2 protein-coding genes are annotated in these 2,037 nt (G+C 42.4%); both read left to right on the top strand.

Features of this window, described 5'->3' with window-relative positions; all coding sequences use genetic code 11:
* Window positions 1-164: 164 nt before the first annotated feature.
* Window positions 165-323 (top strand): hypothetical protein, encoded by a 159-nt coding sequence (locus H9632_RS18620; RefSeq protein ID WP_191705555.1) that lies wholly within the window; start codon window positions 165-167, stop codon window positions 321-323.
* Window positions 324-455: 132 nt separating this feature from the next.
* Complete coding sequence (locus H9632_RS18615) at window positions 456-1,904, top strand: S-layer homology domain-containing protein (RefSeq protein WP_191705554.1); 1,449 nt, start codon at window positions 456-458, stop codon at window positions 1,902-1,904.
* The last annotated feature ends 133 nt before the right edge of the window (window positions 1,905-2,037 follow it).

Here is a 2,037-nt window from a genome sequence, read left to right as displayed (position 1 = left end):
AAATCGAATGAAAAATGCCTCTTTTGTGTTGAAAAACGAAAACGTTCTAAAAAAACGAAGGTTTTTCAGTGCCCTCTCTGAGCAAAGGGGCATTTTTATAAAAATCTCATACTTAACTAACCTCCATTTTGATCAATCTTTTTCAAAATGGAGGTTTTCTTATAATGCAAAAAAATAGTTTGAAAAATGTGAAACTAATTTCCATTTTTTCCGTCAGTACAGCGCAATACTGGTTGAAGGGGGTTTTACCTTTTACAGTCCTGCACCAAGTTCTCGAAATAACAGCAGGTATTAGCGCATATGGGATTTGTGGAGAGGAATAATCTGAGAAAACATTCTGTATTTTAGAAGTGAAACTTTTTCCAATATTTGTTTAATCGATAGAGGGAATAGGAATAGAAGAAGAACAGCAATGGCTACCAACAGAATTGCCAAGTGAGGAGGATGAGGTAGTAATGAAAAGATTAGTAAGCATATTTGGCGCGCTGTTACTCGCTAGCAGCTTTTCTACAACTAGCTTAGCAGAAAGCTCGAAACAGTTTTCGGACGTGCCGCAAACGAAGCATTTCGCGGAAGCAGTGTATGATCTCGCGGAACGAAATATTATCGGAGGCTACCCGGACGGCACATTCAAGCCGGGCAATTCGATTACGAGGGGACAGGCGGCCGCGATTATCGCGAAGATGACCAGCTTGGATACGTCAAATGTGAAAAATTCGGGATTCAAAGACGTCTCACCAGCTAATGGCTACTATAAAGCAATCGGAGCGATGGTAGACAAAGGCATTATCAGTGGATACGGGGACGGCCGGTTTGGTCCGAACGATCCGATCAAGCGTGGGCAGATGGCATCAATCCTTGTCAAAGCGTTCAATCTACCACGTGAGGAGATATATAACCATCCATTTAAGGATGTAGGAAGTTCCCCTTCGCATGATGCAAATATTCTAGCGATTTATGCACTTGGCATCACGTCAGGAACGACTCCGAATACTTTCAGTCCAAACGCCCCGATTACGAGAGGGCAAGCAGCGAAGATGTTGAAAGCAACCGAAGAAGCGAAGCCGCCAATGGTTACGCTCAAAGCAAGCGAATTAAACTGGGACCATGTTTGGATTTGGCAATCGGATGTGGAGAACGGTTTCTTCAAAGCGCACAAAGTAGTCGGAAAAGAAGGCTATACCGAGGATGAAATTCAGTTGGTTCCCTTGAAGGAGGGGACAGGAATACTGAATCTTACGGGAGTGCCGAGCGAGGGCTCAAATGTGAAGAACTACAAGAAGTATTATGTCCACATAAAAAAAGTAAATGGCGAACTGACATTGACACTGGAAGAGACGGATGAAATGGTGCCGACAGCCGTCAATCTATATGACATTAAAGAAAGCATTCAAACGATCTCCCTTACGACGATGGATGGAGAACTACTATCTAGTAATATGCCTTTTAATGTGGATCAATACTCGATTGTATCACTGACAATCGACAAACCTGGTCAGTATATTGCTACAGTGAAACTTGAGAGCGGGAAGGAAATACGGTATGGGATTGAGGCAAAACTGAACGACGCTCATTTTTATTATGATATCGATGTAATCAGAGAAATTCCATTCGCTGTGTATGAGGATACGCCTACGTACAAAGGCGGTTATAAACTTCGGGAAAAAGATGCCGCAGAGATTGCGGAAATCACTCGGGATCCAGGAACGAATACATTCCGAGTGAAAGCTACCGGTAAGAAAGCAGGTGGGATTCATATCGATTACGAAACTAGGCTGACCGACAAATCTTGTGATGACACGGACTGCTATAGTTCTGCTTGGAAAGGCTTGTTTGTAGATGTTAAACAGATTGGTTCCATCGTGAATGTTTATATACGACGGGATATTGAGCCGGATCATTAATTTTCGTAAAATAATTATGCGAGACAATATTAAAAAGAACCCCTTCATCGCCGCGATGAACTGAACCCTATTTTGTAGACAGTATAATAAAAAGACATGTAGTTGTGCTTAAGCTGCGATTAGATGACTTCGG

This window comes from Solibacillus merdavium (assembly GCF_014836935.1).
In the GTDB taxonomy this organism is placed as follows: Bacteria; Bacillota; Bacilli; order Bacillales_A; family Planococcaceae; genus Solibacillus; species Solibacillus ferritrahens.
The sequence above is the reverse complement of the archived record's forward strand: the minus strand, read 5'-3'. Positions and strand labels throughout refer to the sequence as shown.

Bases quoted from the DNA above. Each gene is read 5' to 3' on its own strand.
- H9632_RS18620 (WP_191705555.1), top strand. From the start codon at position 165: ATGCAAAAAAATAGTTTGAAAAATGTGAAACTAATTTCCATTTTTTCC.
- H9632_RS18615 (WP_191705554.1), top strand. From the start codon at position 456: ATGAAAAGATTAGTAAGCATATTTGGCGCGCTGTTACTCGCTAGCAGC.